The organism is Pseudomonas sp. DCA-1 (genome assembly GCF_046523955.1).
GTDB classification, from domain to species: Bacteria; Pseudomonadota; Gammaproteobacteria; order Pseudomonadales; family Pseudomonadaceae; genus Aquipseudomonas; species Aquipseudomonas putida_Y.
In genome coordinates, this window is the sequence record NZ_CP169881.1 from 1,408,355 (window position 1) to 1,430,139 (window position 21,785).

19 protein-coding genes and 2 pseudogenes are annotated in these 21,785 nt (G+C 62.3%); 10 read left to right on the forward strand and 11 right to left on the reverse strand.

The genetic code is table 11. The annotated features are described in order from the left end of the window. Positions 1 to 7: 7 nt before the first annotated feature. The 9 genes and pseudogenes from ACE4QZ_RS06810 to ACE4QZ_RS06850 all read right to left on the reverse strand — a co-directional run bounded on the left by ACE4QZ_RS06810 (position 8) and on the right by ACE4QZ_RS06850 (position 11,007). Positions 8 to 934, reverse strand: a complete 927-nt coding sequence (locus tag ACE4QZ_RS06810; RefSeq protein WP_009685150.1) for an ABC transporter permease subunit — start codon at positions 932 to 934, stop codon at positions 8 to 10. Between the two features lie 10 nt (positions 935 to 944). Next, a complete protein-coding gene (locus ACE4QZ_RS06815) occupies positions 945 to 1,955 on the reverse strand; it encodes an ABC transporter permease subunit (RefSeq protein ID WP_028697407.1) in 1,011 nt (336 codons plus the stop codon). Positions 1,956 to 2,046: 91 nt separating this feature from the next. After that, positions 2,047 to 3,657, reverse strand: a complete 1,611-nt coding sequence (locus ACE4QZ_RS06820) for an ABC transporter substrate-binding protein (RefSeq protein ID WP_021781801.1) — start codon at positions 3,655 to 3,657, stop codon at positions 2,047 to 2,049. A 78-nt stretch (positions 3,658 to 3,735) separates the two neighbouring features. After that, the gene (locus ACE4QZ_RS06825) at positions 3,736 to 5,115 is read right to left on the reverse strand and encodes an OprD family porin (RefSeq protein ID WP_021781802.1); all 1,380 of its coding nucleotides are present in this window, start codon (positions 5,113 to 5,115) and stop codon (positions 3,736 to 3,738) included. Positions 5,116 to 5,343: 228 nt separating this feature from the next. Then, positions 5,344 to 6,936: an ABC transporter substrate-binding protein gene (locus ACE4QZ_RS06830; protein WP_103463225.1), complete on the reverse strand. Its 1,593-nt coding sequence runs from the start codon at positions 6,934 to 6,936 to the stop codon at positions 5,344 to 5,346. Positions 6,937 to 7,080: 144 nt separating this feature from the next. After that, positions 7,081 to 7,890, reverse strand: a pseudogene (locus ACE4QZ_RS06835) (ABC transporter substrate-binding protein); the annotation flags it as partial. Between the two features lie 143 nt (positions 7,891 to 8,033). Beyond that, positions 8,034 to 9,014, reverse strand: a complete 981-nt coding sequence (locus tag ACE4QZ_RS06840) for an IS5-like element ISPa16 family transposase (protein WP_410480420.1) — start codon at positions 9,012 to 9,014, stop codon at positions 8,034 to 8,036. 60 nt (positions 9,015 to 9,074) lie between these two features. Further along, positions 9,075 to 9,902: pseudogene (locus tag ACE4QZ_RS06845) on the reverse strand (ABC transporter substrate-binding protein); the annotation flags it as partial. 388 nt (positions 9,903 to 10,290) lie between these two features. Continuing rightward, the gene (locus ACE4QZ_RS06850) at positions 10,291 to 11,007 is read right to left on the reverse strand and encodes an SIMPL domain-containing protein (protein WP_021781805.1); all 717 of its coding nucleotides are present in this window, start codon (positions 11,005 to 11,007) and stop codon (positions 10,291 to 10,293) included. 202 nt (positions 11,008 to 11,209) lie between these two features. On the opposite strand from ACE4QZ_RS06850, the gene ACE4QZ_RS06855 reads away from it, so the two are divergent. From ACE4QZ_RS06855 to ACE4QZ_RS06885, 7 genes are all read left to right on the forward strand, one after another. Then, positions 11,210 to 12,466: an ATP-binding protein gene (locus ACE4QZ_RS06855; RefSeq protein ID WP_021781806.1), complete on the forward strand. Its 1,257-nt coding sequence runs from the start codon at positions 11,210 to 11,212 to the stop codon at positions 12,464 to 12,466. After that, positions 12,466 to 13,026, forward strand: coding sequence for a response regulator transcription factor (locus ACE4QZ_RS06860; RefSeq protein WP_003255244.1), 561 nt, complete (start codon positions 12,466 to 12,468; stop codon positions 13,024 to 13,026). Before ACE4QZ_RS06855 ends, ACE4QZ_RS06860 begins: the two co-directional genes overlap by 1 nt. A gap of 108 nt (positions 13,027 to 13,134) precedes the next feature. Next, a complete protein-coding gene (locus tag ACE4QZ_RS06865) occupies positions 13,135 to 14,214 on the forward strand; it encodes a serine hydrolase domain-containing protein (protein WP_103463224.1) in 1,080 nt (359 codons plus the stop codon). Continuing rightward, on the forward strand, positions 14,211 to 14,507 hold the full coding sequence (locus ACE4QZ_RS06870; RefSeq protein WP_021781808.1) for a hypothetical protein: 297 nt from the start codon (positions 14,211 to 14,213) through the stop codon (positions 14,505 to 14,507). The genes ACE4QZ_RS06865 and ACE4QZ_RS06870 overlap by 4 nt, the downstream gene beginning before the upstream one ends. Positions 14,508 to 14,551: 44 nt before the next feature. Continuing rightward, complete coding sequence (locus tag ACE4QZ_RS06875) at positions 14,552 to 15,133, forward strand: YceI family protein (RefSeq protein ID WP_021781809.1); 582 nt, start codon at positions 14,552 to 14,554, stop codon at positions 15,131 to 15,133. 1 nt (position 15,134) lies between these two features. Next, positions 15,135 to 16,292, forward strand: coding sequence for a phospholipase D-like domain-containing protein (locus ACE4QZ_RS06880; RefSeq protein ID WP_021781810.1), 1,158 nt, complete (start codon positions 15,135 to 15,137; stop codon positions 16,290 to 16,292). A gap of 51 nt (positions 16,293 to 16,343) precedes the next feature. Next, a complete protein-coding gene (locus ACE4QZ_RS06885) occupies positions 16,344 to 16,922 on the forward strand; it encodes a DJ-1/PfpI family protein (protein ID WP_021781811.1) in 579 nt (192 codons plus the stop codon). Positions 16,923 to 16,952: 30 nt separating this feature from the next. Here the strand turns inward: ACE4QZ_RS06885 and ACE4QZ_RS06890 are convergent, their stop codons facing one another. Then, on the reverse strand, positions 16,953 to 17,351 hold the full coding sequence (locus ACE4QZ_RS06890; protein WP_021781812.1) for a nuclear transport factor 2 family protein: 399 nt from the start codon (positions 17,349 to 17,351) through the stop codon (positions 16,953 to 16,955). A 115-nt stretch (positions 17,352 to 17,466) separates the two neighbouring features. On the opposite strand from ACE4QZ_RS06890, the gene ACE4QZ_RS06895 reads away from it, so the two are divergent. Together ACE4QZ_RS06895 and ACE4QZ_RS06900 are read left to right on the forward strand one after the other, a co-directional pair. Then, the gene (locus ACE4QZ_RS06895; protein WP_003255235.1) at positions 17,467 to 18,057 is read left to right on the forward strand and encodes a GNAT family N-acetyltransferase; all 591 of its coding nucleotides are present in this window, start codon (positions 17,467 to 17,469) and stop codon (positions 18,055 to 18,057) included. Then, complete coding sequence (locus ACE4QZ_RS06900; RefSeq protein WP_103463223.1) at positions 18,054 to 18,926, forward strand: carbon-nitrogen hydrolase family protein; 873 nt, start codon at positions 18,054 to 18,056, stop codon at positions 18,924 to 18,926. The genes ACE4QZ_RS06895 and ACE4QZ_RS06900 overlap by 4 nt, the downstream gene beginning before the upstream one ends. Before the next feature lie 121 nt (positions 18,927 to 19,047). On the opposite strand, the gene ACE4QZ_RS06905 is transcribed toward ACE4QZ_RS06900, so the two are convergent. Next, the gene (locus ACE4QZ_RS06905; RefSeq protein WP_003255232.1) at positions 19,048 to 20,571 is read right to left on the reverse strand and encodes a fumarate hydratase; all 1,524 of its coding nucleotides are present in this window, start codon (positions 20,569 to 20,571) and stop codon (positions 19,048 to 19,050) included. 249 nt (positions 20,572 to 20,820) lie between these two features. Here ACE4QZ_RS06905 and ACE4QZ_RS06910 point away from each other — a divergent pair, with 249 nt between their 5' ends. After that, the gene (locus ACE4QZ_RS06910; RefSeq protein WP_028697411.1) at positions 20,821 to 21,741 is read left to right on the forward strand and encodes an iron-sulfur-binding ferredoxin reductase; all 921 of its coding nucleotides are present in this window, start codon (positions 20,821 to 20,823) and stop codon (positions 21,739 to 21,741) included. The last annotated feature ends 44 nt before the right edge of the window (positions 21,742 to 21,785 follow it).

Below are 21,785 nucleotides of genomic sequence, written 5' to 3' on the forward strand. Positions count from 1 at the left end.
GTTCTCCTCAGGCGGCGTTCTTGAGTTTCGGGTCCAGCGCGTCGCGCAGGCCGTCGCCCATCAGGTTGATTGCCAGCACACTGAGCAGAATGGTCAGGCCAGGCAGGCTCACTACCCACCAGGCGCGCTCGATGTAGTCTCGGGCCGAAGCCAGCATGGTGCCCCACTCGGGGGTTGGCGGCTGTACGCCGAGGCCAAGGAAACCCAGTGCGGCGGCGTCGAGGATGGCTGAGGAGAAGCTGAGGGTGGCCTGCACGATCAGCGGGGCCATGCAGTTGGGCAGCACGGTGACGAACATCAGCCGTGGCAGGCCGGCACCGGCCAGGCGTGCGGCGGTGACGTAGTCGCGGTTGAGTTCACCCATCACCGCGGCGCGGGTCAGGCGCACATAAGAGGGCAGCGAGACGATGGCGATGGCGATCACGGTGTTGATCAGGCCAGGGCCGAGGATGGCGACGATGGCCACGGCCAGCAACAGCGACGGCAAGGCCAGCATCACGTCCATCAGGCGCATGATCGACGGGCCGAGCAACTGCGGGAAAAATCCGGCCAGCAGCCCAAGGAGAATGCCCGGAATCAGTGACATCACGACTGAGGACAGGCCGATCAGCAGCGACAGCCGTGCGCCCTGAATCAGCCGCGAAAGCAGATCACGGCCCAGTTCGTCGGTGCCTAGGATGAACTGCCAGGTGCCGCCTTCCAGCCACACCGGCGGGGTCAGCAGGAAGTCGCGGTACTGCTCGCTCGGGTCATGCGGGGCGACCCAAGGCGCGAACAGCGCGCAGAACACAACCAGGCACATGAAGGCCAGGCCCATTACCGCGCCCTTGTTGCGCGCGAAGGCTTGCCAGAATTCTTTGTACGGGGAGGGGTAAAGCAGGCTTTGGTCCACCGGGCTGGCCGGCGACACGGATTTTGGAATCGGGCTAGTCATGGCAAAGGCCTCAGCGCTGATGACGGATGCGTGGGTTGGCCAGGCCGTAGAGGATGTCCACGACGAAGTTGACCAGAATCACCAGGCAGGCGATCAACAGGATGCCGTTCTGGACCACGGGGTAGTCACGGGCACCGATGGCTTCGATCAGCCATTTGCCGATGCCCGGCCAAGAAAAGATGGTTTCGGTCAGCACTGCACCGGCCAGCAGCGTGCCGACCTGCAGGCCGAACACGGTCAGCACCGGGATCAGCGCATTGCGCAGGCCGTGCACGAACACCACGCGGGCCGGCGACAGGCCTTTGGCGCGGGCGGTGCGGATGTAGTCCTCACGCAGCACTTCGAGCATCGACGAGCGGGTCATGCGGGCGATCACTGCCAGCGGGATGGTACCGAGCACGATGGCCGGCAGGATCAGGTGCATCACTGCGTCCTTGAACGCGCCCTCTTCATCGCTGAGCAGGGTATCGATGAGCATGAAGCCGGTTTTCGGCTCGATGTCGTAGAGCAGGTTGATGCGCCCGGATACCGGGGTCCAGCCCAGGCTTACCGAGAAGAACATGATCAGGATCAGGCCCCACCAGAAAATCGGCATCGAGTAGCCGGCCAGTGATATGCCCATGACACCGTGGTCGAACAATGAACCGCGCTTGAGTGCAGCGATTACCCCGGCCAGCAGGCCGACGATGCCGGCGAACAGCAGGGCGGCGAAGGCCAGTTCAAGGGTGGCCGGGAACAGGGTGAGGAATTCGCGCCACACGCTTTCGCGGGTGCGCAGCGATTCGCCAAGGTCACCCTGGGCAAGTTTGCCGACGTAGTCCAGGTACTGGACCGGCAGTGGCTTGTTCAGGCCCAGGCGTTCCATGGCCTGGGCATGCATTTCGGGGTCGACCCTGCGCTCGCCCATCATCACTTCCACCGGGTCGCCGGGGATCAGGCGTATGAGCGCGAAGGTCAGCAAGGTGATGCCGAAAAAGGTCGGTATCAGCAGGCCAAGGCGCCGGGCAATAAAACTAAACATTGTCGGGGTTACCTCATCAGGCCGTGGGGCGATCAGCCCGGTACGGCAGAGCCGCCGGTCCCCGTGTGGGTTGCCGGCGGTCGTTGTTGTTCTACTTCACCTTGGTGGTGGCGAAGTTGTTGTTGGTCAGAGGGTTGATCACGTAGCCCTCCACGTTGTCACGCATGGCGGTGAACATCTTTGGATGAGCCATGCTGATCCAGGGTTGTTCGTCATCGTACACTTTCAATGCCTCGTTATAGAGCCTTGCACGCTCGTCGTTGTCGATCACTTCGCGGGCGCGGCTGATCAGTTCCTGGAACTTGGGGTTGCACCAGCGCGCATAGTTCTCGCCACTTTTCACGGCATCGCAACTGAGCAGCGGGCTGAGGAAGTTGTCGGGGTCGCCGTTGTCGCCGGCCCAGCCGGTGGACACCAGGTCGGCTTCGCCGTTCTTCGCCCGGCGCAGCATCTCGGCCCATTCCATGACGCGGATATCCAGCTTGAGGCCGATCTGTTTGAGGTCGGCTTGCAGCATCTCGGCGGACAGGCGCGGGTTGGGGTTGGTCGGGCCGCCGCCGTTGCGGGTGAACAGGGTGATTACCGTGCCCTCGGGTACACCGGCCTGACTGAGCAGTGCGCGGGCTTTATCGAGGTCGCGCGGTGGGTTCTGGTTGTGGGTGTTGTAGCCGATCATGGTGGGGGGGTAAGGGTTTACACCTACCAGCGCGTTGCCTTTGCCAAACAGTTGGTCGACATGGGTCTGGCGGTCGAAGGCCATGTTGATGGCTTTACGCACGCGCACGTCGTTGAGGTATTTGTGCTGGGTATTCATGGCGATGTAGCCGGTGACCAAGGCCTCGATTTCTTCAACCTTGAGTTTCGGGTCTTGCTTGATCGACGGCACGTCATCGGGCTTGGGATAGAGCGCCACCTGGCACTCGTTGGCGCGCAGTTTTTGCAGGCGCACGTTGCTGTCGATGGCGATGGCGAACACCAGCGCATCGGCCGGCGGCTTGCCGCGGAAATAGTCCGGGTTGGGCTTGAAGCGGACCTGGGCGTCCTTGTTGTAACGCTGGAAAATGAAAGGGCCGGTGCCGATCGGCTTGCTGTTCAGCTCGGCGGTCTTGCCAGACTTGAGCAACTGGTCGCCGTATTCGGCGGAGTAGATCGAGGTAAAGCCCATGGCCATGTCGCGCAGGAACGGCGCTTCCGGTCGGCTGAGGGTAATCACCACGGTGTGCTCGTCAGCCTTGCTGACCGACTTGAGCAGTTCCTTGAACCCCATGCTCTCGAAGTACGGGTAGCCGACGCTGGTCTTGTCATGCCAGGGGTGGTTCGGGTCGAGCTGGCGATTGAGGCTCCACAGCACGTCATCGGCGTTGAAGTCACGAGTTGGCTTGAAGTAGTCGGTGGTGTGGAACTTAACCCCCTGACGCAGATGGAAGGTGTAGGTCAGGCCGTCGGCTGAAATGTCCCAGCGCTCGGCCAGGGCTGGCTGGATCTCGGTGGTGCCGGGTTTGAAGTCGACCAGGCGGTTGAACACTGTCTCGGCCGAGGCATCGGCGGTGACTGCGGTGGTGTACTGGACGATGTCGAACCCTTCCGGGCTGGCTTCTGTACACACCACCAGCGGTTTGGCCGCCAGTTGCGTGGCGCCGCCCAGAAGCAGCGCGACCAGGGCTAGGCGCAACGGCCGCGATTTCATGAAAGCTCTGTGCATGTGTTGAAAACTCCCTGCTTGCATTGGTTCCAGCGTAGCCGCCCCGGCCCGCAGCGAAACGGGCCAGGGCGCCGACGGTCAGAGAATGTTGAACGGAATGGTGGTGACCACGCGGAACTCATCCAGGCTGCCATCGCCCTGTGCCTTGCTGGCGCGATGGGTGGTGTAGGTGGCACGGATGCTGGTGTCTTTCAGCGGCCCGCTCTGCAGCGCATAGCTGGTGCCGATACCCCACTCATAGTGGGTTTCGCCATCCAGGCCATTCACGTCGTAGGCAGTGCCACGGTAGTGGGTGCCGTCGATACCCCAGCCGCGGGCGTTGTACAGGTTGAACTTCAGGCCAGGCACGCCATAGGGCGCCATGTTCAGCACGTAGGAAATCTGCAGCGATTTCTCGTTGGGGCCGTTGAAGTCCGACAGCAGCGAGTTGGCCAGGAAGATGCCGTTGGTTTCGTGCAGGTAGTCAAAGTACTCGTTGCCGTTGACCTGCTGCCAGGAGGCGCTGAGGGTGTGGGCCTGATGGGTCAGGCCCAGTGACAGGCTGTAGGTGTCGTTGTCGATCTTGCCCATTTTCTGGCTGCCGGCGTCGACGGTCTTGTAGTAGTTCAGGCCGGTGCTCAGGCTGAGCACTGCGCTGTCGCCGAGCACATGGTTGGCGCCGAAGTAGTACTGGTTCCAGAAGTCGTCGACCTTGGTGGCGTACAGGCTGGTACTCAGGCTCTTGAACGGCTGGTAGTTGATGCCGGCGGTGCTGGCACGGTCGGTTTCCACGCCGGTGGCACTGTACTCGCTGCGGAACTTGCTGAGGCTCTGTTCGGTACGTGGCGAGACGCGGTCGAAAGTACCCAGGTCGATGCTGAGGTTGTCGAATTCGGCGCTGTGCAGGAATGCGCCCTGGAAGCTCGAGGGCAGGGCGCGGTTGCCGATGTAGGCGATCATCGGCGTGTCCACCGACTGGCGGCCGAGGGTAAGGGTGGTGTTGGACACACGCGCCTTGATATTGCCCAGGCCCAGTTTGCTCCACTGGCCGATGGGGTCGCCATCGCTGTGGGTGAGGGTGCGGTTGTTGGGGCCGGCAATGGCTTCGCGGCTCTGCTGCAGGGCGATGGCGTTGTAGCCGGCGGCCTCGACGGCGAAGCCCACGGTGCCCTGGGTGAAGCCGGAACTGTAGTTGAGGATGGTGCCCTGTACCCAGTTTTCACGGCTGTGGGTGTCGTGGCGGGTGCCGTCGTTCTTGTAGTACTTCCACAGCGGCGCGCGTGCGGCGCGTTCGCGGGCATACCAGTTGCGGGTGCTGCCGGACAGGCTTTGGCCGTCGATGAAGCCGCTGGCTTGCGCTTGCTCGCTTGTGCTTTTGAGGGTGAGCGGGAGGTAGTCCTGGCTCTGCGGATCTGCCTGGGCCACAGTGGAAAAGGCACTGATGGATAACGCCAGTGCGGTCAAGGTGAATACTTTCAAGGTTAAAGCTCCCTTTCTTTTCTAGTTATGGCCGGCCTTGTGGGCCGGGTGATTGCTGCTGTGTTGCCAGGGTTGCCGCGGGATCACCGGGCAGAATCGGGGTGTTGTGTTGGCCGTACTGGCCTCTTCGCGGGCAAGCCCGCTCCCACAGGCAGGGCGCAGTGTCCGAACCTGTCGAGATCCTGTGGGAGCGGGCTTGCCCGCGAAGAGGCCGGAACTGGCTAACGCTTAATCAACACTCACACCGGAAAAATCATTGCGCCCAAACGGGCTGACCTTGAACTGGGAAACCTTGACGCTAAGCGGCTGGTTCACTGTGGAATGCGCCACCGGGGTAATCGGTACCTGCTGCTTGAGCCGCTGCTGGGCCTGCTGGTAGAGGGCGGTGCGCTGGGTACGGTCGGTCACCTGCTTGGCCTGCTTGACCAGGCTGTCGTACTGCGGGTCGCACCACTGCGAGTAGTTGTTGCTGCCGATGGCATCGCAGCTGTATAGGGTACCCAGCCAGTTGTCCGGGTCGCCGTTGTCTCCGGTCCAGCCGATCAGGGCGACGTCGTGCTCACCGTTTTTCATGCGTTTGAGGTATTCGCCCCATTCGTAGCTGACGATGCGCACCTTGAACCCGAGTTTGCTCCAGTCGGCTTGGAGCATTTCGGCCATCAGCTTGGCATTGGGGTTGTACGGGCGCTGCACCGGCATGGCCCACAGGGTGATCTCGGTGCCAGGTTTGACACCGGCCTGCAGCAGCAACTGTCTGGCCTTTTCCGGAGCGTACGGTGCGTCCTGGATGCTGTCGTCATAGGACCACTGGGTCGGTGGCATGGCATTGACTGCCAGTTGACCGGCGTCCTGATACACCGCCTGGATGATGGCTTTCTTGTTAACCGCCATGTCCATTGCCTGGCGCACTTCCAGGCGGTCGAACGGCGGGTGCTGGGTGTTGTAGGCGATGTAGCCGAGGTTGAAGCCTGGTTGCTGGAGCACCTGTAGCGTGCTGTCGGCCTTGAGCGCCGGCAGGTCGGCCGGGCGCGGGTGCAGGGTGACCTGGCATTCGTTGCGGCGCAGCTTCTGGATGCGCACCGAGGGGTCGGTATTGATCGAAAACACCAGGTTGTCGATCTTCACTTCGTTCGCTGCCCAATAGTCCTTGTTGCCCTTGTAGCGGATCTGCGAATCCTTCTGGTAGCGCTGGAACACGAACGGCCCGGTACCGATAGGCTGCTGATTGATGTCGCTGGGGCGTCCACTGGCCAGTAACTGCTCGGCGTATTCAGCGGAGAGGATGGAGGCGAAGCTCATGGCCAGGTTCTGGATGAACGCGGCATCGACCGTGTTCAGGGTGAACACCACGGTCATCGGGTCGATCTTCTCGACGCGGGCGATGTTCTTGTCCAGGCCCATGCCGATGAAATAGGGGAATTCGGTAGGGTAGGCCTGACGGAACCGATGACCCTTGTCGAGCATGCGGTTGAAGGTGAACAGCACATCGTCGGCGTTGAACGCGCGACTCGGGCTGAAGGCCTTGTTGCTGTGGAACTTGACCCCTTCACGCAGGTGGAAGGTGTAGCGCAGGCCGTCGTCGGACACCTCCCAGCGGGTCGCCAGGGCCGGGTGCACGGCGGTACCGCCACGTTCAAACTCGACCAGGCGGTTGTAGATGGGTTCGGCGGCGTCGTTGTCGGTGGCGCTGGTGTACTGAGCGGTGTCGAAGCCAGCTGGGCTGCCCTCGGAGCAGAACACCAGATTGTTAGCCAAAACGGCCGGGGATTGGCTGATCAGGCCCAGGGCCAGCAGGGTCGAAAGGCGTTTGGCGAAGCACATGGCAGTTCCTTTTTCATCTGTTTGCGCCGCCTTGGGGTGCGAATGGCGGCAACAGTTAGCCGACCCCGCAGCGGATAGCTGCAGGACGACATGAAAGGGTGGCAAGGAGGGGGCACCCGCCGCTCAGCGGGTGCCACGGTCAGCCTATTTGTCCACGCTTACGCCGTAGAAGGAATTCAGCGCAAACGGGCTGATCTTGAAGTCCTTCACCTTGGCGCTCATGGGTTGGTAGACAGTGGAGTGGGCGATCGGGGTGATCGGTACCTGCTCCTTGAGGATGTGCTGCGCCTTTTGGTACAGCTCGGTGCGCTTGGCCTGGTCGGACGTGGCCTTGGCCTGTTTGATCAGGTCGTCGTAGGGCTTGTAGCACCACTTGGAGAAGTTGTTGCCATCGACGGCATCGCAACCGTAGAGGGTACCCAGCCAGTTGTCCGGGTCACCATTGTCACCGCTCCAGCCAATCAGCATCGCACCCTGCTCGCCGCCTTTGGAGCGCTTGATGTATTCGCCCCATTCATAACTGACGATCTTCGCCTTGATACCGATCTTGGCCCAGTCGGCCTGGAGCATTTCGGCCATCAGTTTGGCATTGGGGTTGTACGGGCGTTGCACGGGCATGGCCCACAGGGTGATTTCGGTGCCTTCCTTGATGCCGGCTTCCTTGAGCAGTTGCTTGGCTTTCTCGGGGGCGAAGGCGGCGTCCTTGATGCTGTCGTCATAGGACCACTGCGTGGGCGGCATGGCGTTGACCGCCAACTGGCCGGCGCCTTGGTACACCGACTCGATGATCTTTTTCTTGTCCACGGCCATGTCCAGCGCCTGTCGGACTTTCAGCTGGGCCATGGGGTTGGCCTCGTTGCTGCCCTTGATCTTGTCCATCACGTTGTAGGCGATGTAGCCGAGGTTGAAACCGGCCTGCTGCGGCATTTGCAGGTTCTTGTCGGCTTTTAGGGAAGGTCTGAAGTAACCCTGTATTTCCGGTCGACTTCAGCCCTTGCTGCTTTTGAAAGCGGGCCGTCGATCAAAATCGACCAGGTAACCCGCTCAGTTCTCCGTTTTTGGCCGCCGCGAGCACCTCGCAGCAGCCATTTTCCGCATTACAGGTGCACCTTTCCTGCGGTAGTCAGCAAATGTCGGCGCGCCATCCATAGGTTCGACAGCGCGAACAGCGTCACCAGCTGAGCGGTGTTCTTGGCCAGGCCACGGAAGCGCACCTTCACGTAACCGAACTGGCGCTTGATCACTCGAAACGGGTGCTCGACCTTCGCTCGCACTTGTGCCTTGGCCTTCTCGATCTTGCGCTTGGCTTTGTACAGGGCGCTGCGTTTATCGAGCTTCTTGTAGGTGCTGCGGCGTGCTGCGACCTGCCAGATCACTTCGCGGCCCGCATGTTCGGGGCGCTTTTTGACGCCGGTGTAGCCGGCATCGGCGCAGACGACGTTCTCGTTACCGTGCAGCAGTTTGTCGACCTGGGTGATATCCGCCACGTTGGCTGCCGTGCCTACCACGCTGTGTACCAGCCCCGACTCATCATCCACGCCGATGTGCGCCTTCATGCCAAAGTAATACTGGTTCCCTTTCTTGCTCTGGTGCATTTCCGGGTCGCGCTTGCCGTCCTGGTTCTTGGTCGAGCTGGGTGCGTGGATCAGTGTGGCATCGACGATAGTGCCCTGGCGCAGCGACAGGCCGCGATCCCCCAGGTAGCCATTGATTACGCCGAGGATGCCGGCTGCCAGCTCATGTTTCTCCAGCAAACGACGGAAGTTGAGGATGGTGGTTTCGTCGGGAATGCGCTCCAGGCTCAGCCCGGCGAACTGACGCAGGATGGTCGTCTCGTAGAGCGCTTCTTCCATGGCCGGGTCGCTGTAGCCGAACCAGTTCTGCATCAGATGGATACGTAACATGGCCATCAGCGGATAGGCTGGACGACCACCTTCACCCTTTGGGTAGTGTGGCTCGATCAGGGCAATCAATCCCTTCCACGGCACCACCTGATCCATCTCGATCAGGAACAATTCCTTACGGGTCTGCTTGCGCTTGCCGGCGTACTCGGCGTCGGCGAAGGTCATCTGCTTCATGGAAAAACTCGGCTGGCGGGATCGGCGTATTTCACCAGATTCGGGAAGTCTTTTTCAGACCTTCCTTAGCGGCTCGATGTCGGCCGGGCGTGGGAACAGGGTGACCTGGCACTCGTTCTTTTTAAGCTTCTGCATGCGCACCGAGGCGTCGGTGGTGATAGCAAAGATCAGGTTGTCGATCTTCACGTCCTCGGGCTTCCAGTAGTCCTTGTTGCCCTTGAAGCGGATCTGCGCGTCCTTCTGGTACTTGCTGAACACGAACGGGCCGGTGCCGATCGGCTTCTGGTTGATGTCGGCGGCCTTGCCGTTCTTGAGCAACTGGTCGGCGTATTCGGCGGACTGGATCGAGGCAAAGCTCATGGCCAGGTTCTGGATGAACGCGGCGTCAACCTCGTTGAGGGTGAACCTCACCGTGTGCTCGTCAAGTTTCTCCACCTTGGCAATGTTCTTGTCCATGCCCATGTCGGTGAAGTATGGAAACTCGGTGGGGTACGCCTTGCGGAACGGGTTGTCCTTGTCGAGCATACGGTTGAAGGTGAACAGCACGTCGTCGGCGTTGAACGGGCGGCTGGGCTTGAAGTAGTCGGTGGTGTGGAACTTCACCCCTTCGCGCAGGTGGAAGGTATAGGTCTTGCCGTCGTCGGACACCTCCCATTTGGTTGCCAGGCCCGGGATGACCGCAGTGCCGCCGCGCTCGAACTGGGTCAGGCGGTTGAATACGGTCTCTGCCGAGGCGTCGAAGTCGGTCCCGGTGGTGTACTGCCCCGGATCGAAGCCGGCCGGGCTGCCTTCGGAGCAGAACACCAGGTTGGATGCGGCAACGGCCGACGGTGCGCCGCTGAGCAAGCCTGCACCCAGCAGGAACGGAATGACTGCGTGTTTGAGCATGGTGGCCTCATTGTTGTCATTTTTTGGATGAGGTGGCCTCGTGAGCCGACCTGCGGATACTTATGCAGGGGCTGTTCCCAATGCAACAGGTAGGAGGATAGTTGGCGCCAGAAAAGTGGAACGTCCGTACATGGATGTCGCATCGATATAACTTTTGGCGAAGTTAAACGTTTGCGTAGGCGCGATGATGGCGTTTTGCGCGATATTTCGGGTGGGCAGGAATGTAGGAAGGCACCTATGTGGTGCGTAGGAAACTTCCGAAAATCGTGAAATTGATGCGGTCACCTGTAGGAGCGGGTTTACCCGCGAACACGGGCGAAGCCCGTGCCATCCACCGCAGTGTCTAGTTCGCGAGCCCACCCGCTCTCACAGATGATGCGTGGACGCCTTATGGCATCTGCACTTCGATCAGGCCATCGGCGTTCATGCTCACTTCACTGGTGCCCGCCTCGATATCCGGCGCGGGTGCTGCTTCATCAGCCCCCATGGCCTTCATCGCCATCGGCGCGCTACGCAAGTACGGGCGCGGGTAACCGCTGCTGTTGAGGTTCAGGCTGACCACTTTGTAGCCTTTGCCACCCAGCGCTTCAGTCGCCAGTTGCGCGCGAGCCTTGAAGGCATCGACCGCATCCTTGAGCAGTGCATCCTCGCTGGCCTTGCGCGTGGCGGGTGCGATGGAGAAGTCCATGCCGCCCATTTTCAGCTCTTGCAACAGATCGGCGGTAAGCTGGGACAAGGCCGGGAAGTTGGCGCTTTCCAGGCGCAGCTCGGCGCGTTCGCGCCAGCCGGTGATCTTCTGGCCCTTGCTGTCGTATACCGGGTAGCTGTTGCGGCTGCCCTGGCTGATCTTCACGTCCTTGACCTGGCGCGACTGCTGCACGGCCTTGTTCATGGTTTCGGTGATCTGCTTGGCGAGCTTGCCCGGGTCGCTGTTCTGCGCTTCGCTGTACAGGGTCACGACCATCAGGTCGCGCGCCACTTCCTTGCTGACTTCGGCCCGCAGCGATACCTGGTTGAAACGCGGTTCATCGGCGGCCAGTGCCGGCAGGCTGGCGAGCAGGCCACAAGACATGATCAGGGCGGCGCCGCGACGTGGGATTTGCATGTGATACTCCTTGGCATTGAAAGGCGTGGGGGCTGGACTTCCATTCCACGCATGGCCCATCGGACCGGCAACAGTGTAGTGGGTTCAAAAGTGCCATCATGAACCTGTGACAAAGTGTGGCGCTTTGCCGCATCGCTGCAGCGAGGCGCCCGGCTTCGGTATACTCCAGCCGATTTTTCTGGAGCACTCATCAGGAGAGCTCATGCTCGCCGCCGTACAACCGTTGTCCGCTACCCGCCAGAACCTCTGGCGCCTCACCCTTATTCGGGTCCTGGTCCTGGCTGCCCAGGCCGGCTCGGTGGGCGTTGCCTACTGGACCGAACTGCTGCCGTTGCCCTGGCTGTCGCTGGCCGGCACCTTGGCCCTTTCTTCGCTGCTGTGTGCCTTCACGGCCCTGCGCCTGCGCCTGTCGCTGCCCGTCACCGAAATGGAATACGCCCTGCAGCTGGCCTGTGACCTGCTGATCCATAGCGCCTTGCTGTATTACTCCGGCGGCTCGACCAACCCGTTCGTGTCGTATTACTTGGTGCCGCTGGCGATCGCTGCGGTGACCTTGCCGTGGCTGTATTCGCTGATCCTGTCGGGTATTGCGCTGACGGCCTACAGTTTGCTGCTGGTGCAGTTCTACCCGCTCGAAGGGCTGCCAATGGCGCGGGACAAGATGCAGGTCTACGGCATGTGGCTGAGCATTGCCTTGGCTGCCGCAGTGATCACCTTCTTTGCCGCGCGCATGGCCGAAGAGCTGCGCCGCCAGGAACAGCTGCGTTCAGAGCGGCGTGAAGAGAGCCTGCGCGACGAGCAACTGCTGGCAGTGGCGACCCAGGCCGCCGGCGCCGCCCATGAGCTGGGTACGCCGCTGGCGACCATGAGCGTGCTGATCAACGAAATGCGCCAGGACCACACCGACCCGCTGTTGCAGGAGGACCTGCAGATCCTCCAGGACCAGGTAAAGCTGTGCAAAGAGACCTTGCAGCAGTTGGTGCGCGCAGCCGAAGCCAACCGACGCCTGGCCATCGTGGAGCAGGATGTGACTGCCTGGCTGGACGAGGCGCTCAACCGCTGGCACCTGATGCGCCCGGAAGCCAGCTACCGCTTCCAGCGCCTGCGCGACGGCAAAGTGCCGCGCCTGTCTCCGCCGCCAGACCTGACCCAGGCGCTACTGAACCTGTTGAACAATGCCGCCGATGCCTGCCCTGATGATCTGGAGGTTCGCCTGGACTGGGACGCCCAGGACATTGTCATCAGTATCCACGACCACGGCCCTGGCGTACCGCCGGCCATTGCCGAAGCCATTGGCAAACCTTTTATTACCACCAAGGGCAAAGGCTTTGGCCTTGGCCTGTTCTTGAGCAAGGCCAGCGTGACCCGTGCGGGCGGCTCGGTGAAACTCTATAGTCATGAACAGGGTGGCACCCTGACCGAACTGCGCCTGCCCTATGGCAAGCGAGGAGATGAATGATGAGCGAAGAAAACCAGGTCGAAAGCGAAGAGCTGCCGCACCTGCTGCTGGTGGATGACGATGCCACCTTCACCCGGGTCATGGCCAGGGCCATGAGCCGTCGCGGTTTCCGTGTGAGCACTGCCAGTTCTGCCGAAGAAGGCTTGATTCTGGCCCAGCAGGACCTGCCTGACTACGCCACGCTGGACCTTAAAATGGATGGCGATTCCGGCCTGGTGTTGCTGCCCAAGTTGCTGGAACTGGACCCGGAAATGCGCGTGGTGATCCTGACCGGTTACTCGAGCATTGCCACCGCAGTGGAGGCGGTCAAGCGCGGTGCCTGCAACTACCTGTGCAAGCCGGCTGACGCCGATGACGTGTTGGCAGCACTGCTGTCGGAGCACACCGACCTGGATACCCTGGTGCCGGAAAACCCGATGTCGGTCGATCGCCTGCAGTGGGAACACATCCAGCGCGTGCTGAACGAGCATGAAGGCAACATCTCGGCGACCGCACGGGCGCTGGGCATGCACCGGCGGACGCTGCAGCGCAAGTTGCAGAAGCGGCCGGTTCGGCGCTGATGCTCTATTGATGATGTTGGCCTGTTCGCGGGTAAATCCACTCCTGCAACTGTGAGAGCGGGCTTGCCCGCGAAGGGCTGCAAGGCAGCCCCAATCAGGGCGAGCACGATGAAGGTACTGTTGGTCATCCTTGCGATGGTTGCAGTTAGCGTCAAGGCTGAGGACTGGCCTGACCCACAGTGGCAGAGCGACCCTGCCGCCCTTGACTGGCAGGTCGTCGACGCTTATGCCTTTCCCGCACGCTCTCCCTCGGAGCGCAACGGCATCCGCACCGACGCTCTGCTGATCATCCGCGACGGTCGTATCCTCCACGAGCGCTACACAGCGCCCACCCGTGCCGACACCGCGCACCTGACCTGGTCGGTAAGCAAGAGTGTACTGGCCACGATAATGGGCGTGGCCCAGGGCGAAGGCCGCTTCCAGATGCAAGACCCGGTCAGCCGCTTCTATCCACCCATGCGCGCCCACCCCGGTGTGCGTATGGCCGACCTGCTGCACTGGGCCAGTGGCCTCGACTGGCAGGAAGACTATGAATATGCACCGCTGAAATCCTCGGTGGTGGCCATGCTGTATACCCGTGGCCGCGCAGACATGGCTGCCTATACGGCAGCGCGGGGTGCCGCTGCCAGCCCCGGTCAGCGATTCCTCTACTCCAGTGGCGACAGCAACCTGCTGGCCGCAGCGCTGCGCGGCATGCTCGATGCCGGACAGTACCCCGACTATCCCTGGGACGCACTGTTCACCCCGTTGGGTATCGGCAGTGCGGTATGGGAGCGTGACCGGGCAGGCACCTACGTAGGCTCTTCTTATCTGTACCTAAGTGCCCGCGATTTGGCCCGTATCGGCCTGTTGATGCAACGCGACGGGCGCTGGCAGGGCCGACAATTGCTGCCCAAAGCCTGGGTAGCCCTCAACCGTACCCCGTTTGCCCAGGCCCAAGCGCTGCCTGGCGAGGCCACCCCCGGTGGCCACTGGTGGCTCAACCAGCCGCTGGCTGGCGCCGAACGGCCTTGGCCCAGCGCACCCGCAGACACCTTCGCCGCCCTTGGCCACTGGGGGCAGGCGTTATATGTGCTGCCTGAACAAAAGCTGGTGATCGTGCGCTACGCCGATGACCGCGACAGCAGCTACCGACACGATGAACTGCTCAAGCGGGTGCTGGCGGCACTGGCCGGGGAGGGGGCATGAAGCGGCTATTGCTGCTGGTCCTGGCAGGGCTCCTGTATTGGGCCTGGCAAGAACGCCAGGCGCTGGCGGACTTCCCCGGCATACTGCCGGCCTACTCGGCCAAGGAATACTGTTCCTGCCGCTTTGTCATGGGCTTTGACGAGGCGTACTGCCGAGGGTATGTGAAGCAGTGGCTGCCATTGAGCCTGCTGGAGGAAAACAGCCAGCAGCGGCAAGTCACCGCTGAAGGCCTGGGGCGGCGCAGCCAGGCGGCCTGGCAAGGCGCGCGTGAGGGCTGCCGCTTGCTGCCATGAATGCAGGCGGGTAAGGTTGGCGGCCTGGTTTCACGAGATCTGTCATGTTCAAGCTGCCCCGCCTGCTGCCTGCCTTGTTGCTGGCTTTGTGCCTGCCCGCTCATGCCAATTGGCACCTGGATGGCGAATCTTCACGGCTGTCGTTTATTACCGGCAAGAATGGCAATACCGCCGAAGTGCATCGTTTTCTGGTGCTGCACGGCACGGTCGACCGCAAGGGTGTGGCCGGGTTGAGGATCGAGATGGACTCGGTAAGCAGCGGTATTCCGCTGCGTGACGAGCAAATGCGCGACAACCTGTTCGAGGTCGAGCGCTTCGCCGAGGCCACAGTGAAGACGCAGATCGACCTGCAGCCGATCAATGACCTGGCCGATGGTGCACAGATCGAGTTGCGTCTGCCGCTGACGGTCACCCTGCATGGCCAGTCGCACCGCTACAATGTTTTGTTGCTGGCCACCCGCCTGGATGCGCGGCGTTTCCAGGTGGTGACCCTTGAGCCCCTGGTGCTGCGCGCCGAAGATTTCGGCTTGATGCCGGGCCTGGAAAGCCTGCGCAAGTTTGCCAGGTTGAAGTCCATCAACCCGTCGGTGCCGGTTAGCGCGGTGCTGATCTTCACTGCGCGCTGACATGGCGGGGCCGGTCTTCCCCTGGCGGGATGGCAACCAGTTCGAACTGCTTATCGATGGCCCCGCATTCTTTCCGCGCATGCTCCTGGCGATCATGCGGGCCGAGTTCCAGGTTGACCTGGAACTGTACCTGGTCGAGGCCGGCGCCTGTGCCGAGGCGGTGGTGGACGCGCTGGAGCAGGCTGCCCGACGTGGCGTACGGGTGCGCTGCCTGTTTGATGACTACGGTGCATTGGCCTTCAACAGTGCGTTGCGTCAGCGCCTGCTGGACGCTGGCGTGTACTTGCGCTGGTATAACCGCCTGCGCTGGAAGCGTGGCCTGCGTAACCTGTACCGTGATCATCGCAAATTGCTACTGGTGGACGAACGTTGGGCCGTGGTGGGGGGGACGGGCGTTACCGACGAGTTCTGGAAGCCGGGTGAGGCGACCAGCGAATGGCACGAAGTGATGGTGCAGATGCAGGGGCCGGTGGTGAGCGACTGGCAGTTGCTGTTCGACCGTCAGTGGCACGCCAACACTCGCCGCACCGCCTGGCGCCCTGCTGAAGGCTTTGGCCTGCCGCGTCTGCCCAAGGTGCCTGCGCAGGGGCAGGGCATGGGCCGGGTCGCTTATGCCGACGCCCGCCAGCACCAGGACATCCTGCACGCGCTGGTACGGGCACTGAACAGCGGCAAGAAACGGGTATGGCTGGCCACGCCGTACTTCTTGCCGACCTGGAGCGTGCGCCGCTCGTTGCGTCGGGCTGCCAGCAAGGGCCTGGACGTGCGGCTGTTGTTGACCGGTCCGCGCACCGATCACCCCTCGGTACGCTACGCCGGGCATCGTTACTACCCGCGGCTGTTACGCGCGGGCGTACGGATTTTCGAGTACCAGCCGTGCTTCCTGCACCTGAAGATGGCTGTGGTGGACGACTGGGTCAGCGTCGGTTCGTGCAACTTCGACCACTGGAACTTGCGCTTCAACCTTGAAGCCAACATCGAGGCGCTGGACCCGCCGTTGACAGCGGCGGTGGTGGCCAGCTTCGAGCGCGACTTCGCCCTGAGCGAAGAAGTCGACCTCGCTCACTGGCATGCGCGCCCTTTGTGGCGCAGGGTCAAGCAACGGATCTGGGGCTGGCTGGATCGTTTGGTGGTCAACTTCCTCGACCGCCGTGACTGACAGCGGCTATCGTGCAGTGACTATTCACGGTTAACCGAAGGAGTGGGCAAGATGACGGCGAAGAAAATTCTCATGCTGGTGGGCGACTACGTCGAGGATTACGAAGCGATGGTGCCGTTCCAGGCCCTGAGCATGGTAGGCCACACGGTGCATGCGGTGTGCCCGGAAAAGCTGGCGGGGCAGACTGTGCGTACCGCGATTCATGACTTCGAGGGTGAACAGACCTACAGCGAAAAGCCCGGGCACAATTTTGCCCTGAATTATGACTTCGTGCGGGTGCGGCCCGAGAGTTATGACGCGCTGCTGATCCCGGGTGGTCGCGCGCCGGAATACCTGCGCCTGGATGAAAAGGTGTTGGAGCTGGTGCGGGCGTTCGACCAGGCCGGCAAGCCGATTGCGGCGGTATGCCATGGTGCCCAGTTGCTGGCGGCAGCTGGGGTGCTGGATGGGCGTGAATGCAGCGCTTACCCGGCATGTGCGCCAGAAGTGCGCCTGGCGGGTGGCACGTTCATCGACATCGCGGTGGACCAGGCGCATGTGGATGGCAACCTGGTGACCGCACCGGCATGGCCAGCGCACCCGGCTTGGCTGGCGGCGTTCCTTCAAGTACTGGGCACGCGTATTGTCTGACAGGCTTGGTTGAGTTCAGAGCGGGTTGCTTCAGGCAACCTGCTCAACCCAGTCATTGAGGTTGTAGTAGTTGGTCACCCGGGCAATCTTGCCACAGTGAATATAGAAGAACGCCCCCGCCGGCAGCACATAGGTCTGCCCGTTTGCCGCCGGCAACCCTTCGTCATCGACCAGGTATTCGCCATGTACGGTGAACTCCGCCGCCGCGCGGCTGCCATCGGCGTTCTGCATCACCACGATGTCGGCCAGGCGCTCGCGGTAGCAGCGGTTCATCTTTTCCATGAACGCGGCGAACCTGGCCTTGCCCATCTGACGCTCGCCCTGGTTGATGTCGTGGATCACGTCTTCGCTGAGCAGCGCCAGAAAGCCTGGCATGTCACCCGCGTTGAAGGCGGCGTAGTAAGCATTTACCAGTTCGGTTGCGGTCATGGAACAATTCCTGTCGTGTAGGGAAAAGGCGGGTCGCTAACTCGGATGATAGGGTTTCCCCTCAAGCCCGGCTTAGCCGAGCGCGTCATCCACATCGACAAAACGACCGCCAAACATGGAAATACGCCTGTTGCACGGTGCCGCTATCGCGCCTTACATCGATGACCTCGCTCGCCTGCGCCTTACTGTGTTCCGCGAGTTCCCCTACCTTTACGACGGCACCCCGGAGTACGAGGCCGACTACCTGGCCAACTATGCCCGCTCCGGGCGCAGCCTGGTTGTGCTGGCGCTGGACGACGGCAAAGTGGTCGGCGCTTCTACCGGCCTGCCGCTGGTGGACGTCGCGCCCGAATTCCAGCAGCCATTCCTGGCCCAGGGGCGCGACCCGGCCAGTGTGTACTACTTCGGTGAGTCGCTGGTGTTGCCGGCATACCGCGGTCAGGGCCTGGGGGTTCGCTTCTTCATCGAGCGCGAGTCCTACGCACACAAACTGGCCGAGTTCGATTATTGTGCGTTCTGCGCGGTCGAACGGCCTGGTGCACACCCGCGCCGACCAGCAGAGTACAAACCCCTGCACGGCTTCTGGCGCAACCGCGGCTTCCTGCACGACCCGTCGCTGCGCACCACCTACGCCTGGCGCGACCTGGACGAGCAGGAAAGCTCTGACAAGCTGATGTCATTCTGGCTCAAGGCACTGCCGATATGATCCGCCTGGCGGCCTGCCAGTACGCCATCGAGCTGCATGAGACGTGGGACGCCTACGCCGACCACCTGCAAGGCCTGTGCGCCGAAGCGGTGGAGGCAGGGGCACGCTTGCTGCTGTTGCCGGAGTACGCCGGGCTGGTGCTGAGCGGCCAGCTGAATGCCGGGCAGCGGGAAGACCTGAAGGCTTCGATTGCCGGCATCCAGCCGCTGATCGAACCCTGGAAAGCGTTGTGCGAGAGCCTTGCCCGGCGCTGGGGGATCTACCTGCAACCGGGCAGTATGCCGGTGCTGGACAACGATGGACGCTACCGCAACCGTGCCTGGCTGTTCGGCCCCCAAGGTGTGCTGGGTTATCAGGACAAACTGATGATGACCCGCTTCGAGCGCGAGCAGTGGGATATTGCTGCAGGCCAGGGGTTGCAGGTATTCGAAACCGAACTGGGGCGGCTTGGCATCCTGATCTGCTACGACAACGAGTTCCCGATGCTGGCCCGCCGCCTGGCCGAGTGCGGTGCCGACCTGATTCTGGCGCCGAGTTGTACCGATACCGAGGCCGGTTACCACCGGGTGCGTATTGGCGCCCAGGCGCGCGCTCTGGAGAACCAGATTGCCGTGTTGCAGAGCCCTACGGTGGGGGTGGCGCCTTGGTCACCGGCATTGGACGAGAATATCGGCCGGGCAGGCCTGTTCGTGCCGCCGGATCACGGGATGCCAGGGGATGGGGTGGTGGCGTTGAGTGAGCAGTTGAACCCGGACTGCAGCCAGTGGCTGGTGTGTGAGGTGGATTTGGAGGAAGTACGGCGGGTGAGGCAGGAAGGGCAGGTGTTTACCTGGCGGGACTGGCCGGAGCAGTTCGAGAGAGTCCTGTGATGACTGTGGCGGTCTCTTCGCGGGCAAGCCCGCTCCCACAGTCAAACGCGTAGCTTTCTGGCTTGCGCTGAACTTGTGGGAGCGGGTTTGCCCGCGAAGCAGCCGCCGCAGTTACATCAGGTTACTTCACTTCAACGGCCAGGCTTTCGGCAATCTTGCTCTGCCACAGGGCAGGGCCAGTGATGTGTACCGACTCGCCGTTGCTGTCCACGGCGACGGTCACCGGCATGTCCTTGACTTCGAACTCGTAGATCGCCTCCATGCCCAGCTCGGCGAAGGCCAGCACCTTCGACTTGCGGATGGCCTGGGCTACCAGGTATGCAGCGCCGCCAACGGCCATCAGGTACACAGCCTTGTTGTCCTTGATCGCTTCGATGGCGGTCGGGCCACGCTCGGACTTGCCGATCATGCCCAGCAGGCCAGTCTGCTCGAGGATCTGGCGGGTGAACTTGTCCATGCGGGTAGCAGTGGTCGGGCCGGCTGGGCCTACCACTTCGTCACCCACCGGATCGACCGGGCCTACGTAGTAGATGAAGCGGCCTTTCAGGTCTACCGGCAACTCTTCGCCACGGTTGAGCATTTCAACCATGCGCTTGTGCGCGGCATCGCGGCCAGTCAGCATCTTGCCGTTGAGCAGGATGGTTTCGCCCGGCTTCCAGCTGGCCACTTCTTCCGGGGTAATGTCGTCGAGGTTGACGCGACGGGCGCTCGGGCCGGCTTCCCAGACGATTTCCGGGTAGGCGTCCAGCGACGGCGCTTCCAGTTCTGCCGGGCCGGTGCCATCGAGCACGAAGTGGGCGTGGCGAGTAGCGGCGCAGTTGGGGATCATGCACACCGGCAAGGACGCCGCGTGGGTCGGGTAGTCCATGATCTTGACGTCGAGCACAGTGGTCAGGCCACCCAGGCCTTGAGCGCCGATGCCCAGCTGGTTGACCTTGTCGAACAGCTCCAGGCGGATTTCTTCCAGGCGGTTCTGTGGGCCACGGGCTTTCAGTTCGTGAATGTCGATGGACTCCATCAACACTTCCTTGGCCATGACCGCGGCCTTCTCGGCGGTACCGCCGATGCCGATGCCGAGCATGCCAGGCGGGCACCAGCCAGCGCCCATGGTCGGCACGGTCTTCAGTACCCAGTCGACGATCGAGTCGGACGGATTGAGCATGGCCATCTTCGACTTGTTTTCCGAGCCGCCGCCCTTGGCTGCAACATCCACTTCGACCTTGTCGCCAGGGACGATGGAGTAGTGGATCACTGCCGGGGTGTTGTCCTTGGTGTTCTTGCGGGCACCGGCTGGGTCGGCCAGGATCGAAGCGCGCAGGACGTTCTCAGGCAGGTTGTAGGCGCGACGCACACCTTCGTTGATCATGTCGTCGACGCTCATGGTGGCGCCGTCCCAGCGCACGTCCATGCCCACGCGGATGAACACGGTGACGATACCGGTGTCCTGGCAGATTGGACGATGGCCGGTGGCGCACATGCGCGAGTTGATCAGGATCTGGGCGATGGAGTCGCGTGCAGCAGGCGACTCCTCACGCAGATAGGCCTCGTGCATGGCCTGGATGAAATCGACGGGGTGGTAGTACGAGATGAATTGCAGGGCGTCGGCGACGCTCTGAATCAGGTCGTCTTGCTTGATCACGGTCATGCAGCGCGCTCCTCTTAAAGACGGGAACATTCAAAAAGACGCTCGACATAGCCGACCAGCACGTCGAAACGCCTTGCAAGGCGCCGGCAGGTCAGGCCGACGGAAAAAGGCGCGGCAGTATAGCGCGCATCCGTGCCCGGCACACCTGCGGCCGGTCTGGACCATGGTCGGCAGCGTGCCGGCATCTATTTTGCTGGTGTGCTCTGCTTGGCTTACAGTGAGCCTTGGATAGCAGGAGATGTACCGAACATGCCCGAAATTTGCGTGGGCGAGCGCCGCTGGGTGGTGCCCATTGGCAGCAACCTGCTCGATGCCCTCAACGAGGCGGGGCTGAATGTGCCCTACAGTTGCCGCGCCGGCAGTTGCCACGCTTGTCTGGTGCACTGCCTGGATGGGCAACCGGCGGACGCTTTGCCCGAGGCATTGGCGTTGGAGAAACACGCTCAGGGCTGGCGCCTGGCATGCCAGTGCCGGGTGGTCGAGGACCTGCGTGTGGCGCTATACGACCCCCGGCAGGGTGGCGTACCGGCGCAGGTCTGCGCTTTGGACTGGTTTGGCGATGTATTGCGCCTGCGGGTGCGGCCCGCGCGGGCGGTGCGTTACCAGGCGGGGCAGCATGTGGTGCTGTGGCTGGAGGCGGTTGCTCGGCCTTATTCCCTGGCCAGCCTGCCGGGTGAGGATGATGTTCTCGAGTTTCATATCGATTGCCAGCGACCTGGTGCCTTTTGCGACAGGGCGCGTGGGCTGCAGGTGGGCGATCAGATGCATTTGGGTGAGTTCAGAGGCGGAGCCCTTCATTACGACCCTGATTGGCAGGAGCGGCCGCTGTGGTTGCTGGCCGCGGGAACCGGGCTGGCGCCGCTCTGGGGTATCTTGCGCGAAGCGTTGCGCCTGGGGCATCGGGGCGAAATCCGCGTGCTGCATGTAGCGCGGGATCCGGCGGGGCACTATCTGGCGGAGCCGCTGCTGAAGCTGCCAGGGGTGAGTGTCGAGTTGGTGCTGGTGGAACAGATGGATGAAGCGTTGGCCGGGATGCGGCTGTTGTCGCGGCAGACGGTGGTGCTGCTGTGTGGGGCGCCTGGGAGTGTCGAGCGGTTTGCCCGGCGGATGTTCATCGCAGGCGTGCCGCGGGGGCAGGTGTTTGCTGATGTGTTCGTCGAGCATGCCTGAGGGCAGCCTTGTGATGCGAAGGGACCGCAAAGCGGCCCCTCCCT

What these genes read in the sequence shown, in the direction of transcription:
- ACE4QZ_RS06810 (WP_009685150.1), bottom strand. Translation starts at nt 934, where the DNA reads ATGACTAGCCCGATTCCAAAATCCGTGTCGCCGGCCAGCCCGGTGGAC.
- ACE4QZ_RS06815 (WP_028697407.1), bottom strand. Translation starts at nt 1,955, where the DNA reads ATGTTTAGTTTTATTGCCCGGCGCCTTGGCCTGCTGATACCGACCTTT.
- ACE4QZ_RS06820 (WP_021781801.1), bottom strand. Translation starts at nt 3,657, where the DNA reads ATGCACAGAGCTTTCATGAAATCGCGGCCGTTGCGCCTAGCCCTGGTC.
- ACE4QZ_RS06830 (WP_103463225.1), bottom strand. Translation starts at nt 6,936, where the DNA reads ATGTGCTTCGCCAAACGCCTTTCGACCCTGCTGGCCCTGGGCCTGATC.
- ACE4QZ_RS06840 (WP_410480420.1), bottom strand. Translation starts at nt 9,014, where the DNA reads ATGAAGCAGATGACCTTCGCCGACGCCGAGTACGCCGGCAAGCGCAAG.
- ACE4QZ_RS06850 (WP_021781805.1), bottom strand. Translation starts at nt 11,007, where the DNA reads ATGCAAATCCCACGTCGCGGCGCCGCCCTGATCATGTCTTGTGGCCTG.
- ACE4QZ_RS06855 (WP_021781806.1), top strand. Translation starts at nt 11,210, where the DNA reads ATGCTCGCCGCCGTACAACCGTTGTCCGCTACCCGCCAGAACCTCTGG.
- ACE4QZ_RS06860 (WP_003255244.1), top strand. Translation starts at nt 12,466, where the DNA reads ATGAGCGAAGAAAACCAGGTCGAAAGCGAAGAGCTGCCGCACCTGCTG.
- ACE4QZ_RS06865 (WP_103463224.1), top strand. Translation starts at nt 13,135, where the DNA reads ATGAAGGTACTGTTGGTCATCCTTGCGATGGTTGCAGTTAGCGTCAAG.
- ACE4QZ_RS06870 (WP_021781808.1), top strand. Translation starts at nt 14,211, where the DNA reads ATGAAGCGGCTATTGCTGCTGGTCCTGGCAGGGCTCCTGTATTGGGCC.
- ACE4QZ_RS06875 (WP_021781809.1), top strand. Translation starts at nt 14,552, where the DNA reads ATGTTCAAGCTGCCCCGCCTGCTGCCTGCCTTGTTGCTGGCTTTGTGC.
- ACE4QZ_RS06880 (WP_021781810.1), top strand. Translation starts at nt 15,135, where the DNA reads ATGGCGGGGCCGGTCTTCCCCTGGCGGGATGGCAACCAGTTCGAACTG.
- ACE4QZ_RS06885 (WP_021781811.1), top strand. Translation starts at nt 16,344, where the DNA reads ATGACGGCGAAGAAAATTCTCATGCTGGTGGGCGACTACGTCGAGGAT.
- ACE4QZ_RS06890 (WP_021781812.1), bottom strand. Translation starts at nt 17,351, where the DNA reads ATGACCGCAACCGAACTGGTAAATGCTTACTACGCCGCCTTCAACGCG.
- ACE4QZ_RS06895 (WP_003255235.1), top strand. Translation starts at nt 17,467, where the DNA reads ATGGAAATACGCCTGTTGCACGGTGCCGCTATCGCGCCTTACATCGAT.
- ACE4QZ_RS06900 (WP_103463223.1), top strand. Translation starts at nt 18,054, where the DNA reads ATGATCCGCCTGGCGGCCTGCCAGTACGCCATCGAGCTGCATGAGACG.
- ACE4QZ_RS06905 (WP_003255232.1), bottom strand. Translation starts at nt 20,571, where the DNA reads ATGACCGTGATCAAGCAAGACGACCTGATTCAGAGCGTCGCCGACGCC.
- ACE4QZ_RS06910 (WP_028697411.1), top strand. Translation starts at nt 20,821, where the DNA reads ATGCCCGAAATTTGCGTGGGCGAGCGCCGCTGGGTGGTGCCCATTGGC.